Consider the following 586-nt stretch of genomic DNA (forward strand, 5'->3'; position numbering starts at 1 on the left):
AGTCGCTAGTAATCGCAGATCAGCAACGCTGCGGTGAATACGTTCCCGGGCCTTGTACACACCGCCCGTCACGTCATGAAAGTCGGTAACACCCGAAGCCCATGGCCCAACCCGCAAGGGGGGGAGTGGTCGAAGGTGGGACTGGCGATTGGGACGAAGTCGTAACAAGGTAGCCGTACCGGAAGGTGCGGCTGGATCACCTCCTTTCTAAGGAGCAACACATCCACCCCGCCGGGATACCCGGACCAACGGTGGTGGAGTGGCCGGCACTCAACACCCGACCGTGGTGTTGTGCTGGTTGCTCAAGGAATTGTGGAACTACTGGTTATGGCCTGAGGCCAGATTGCTGATGACTTCTAGTACTGCACTTCGGTGCGTGGAACGGGGTATGTCGGGTCTGGTCGATGATCGTTCACTCAGCACGCTGTTGGGTCCTGAGGCAACACGCCGAGGGGCTGGACACAGTCCCAGGAGCTGTTTGTTTCTGGTGTGGTGTTTGAGAACTGTAGAGTGGATGCGAGCATCTTTGTGGTCAAGTTGTTAAGGGCACATGGTGGATGTCTTGGCTTCAGGAGCCGATGAAGGA

General features: G+C 57.2%; 1 rRNA gene. It reads left to right on the forward strand.

The annotated features are described in order from the left end of the window. Positions 1–207: ribosomal RNA gene (locus tag ACSMFO_RS40215) — 16S ribosomal RNA — on the forward strand; the annotation flags it as partial. Between the last annotated feature and the right edge of the window lie 379 nt (positions 208–586).

The sequence above is a fragment of the Amycolatopsis sp. w19 genome, from assembly GCF_051373225.1.
Classification (GTDB): domain Bacteria; phylum Actinomycetota; class Actinomycetes; order Mycobacteriales; family Pseudonocardiaceae; genus Amycolatopsis; species Amycolatopsis japonica.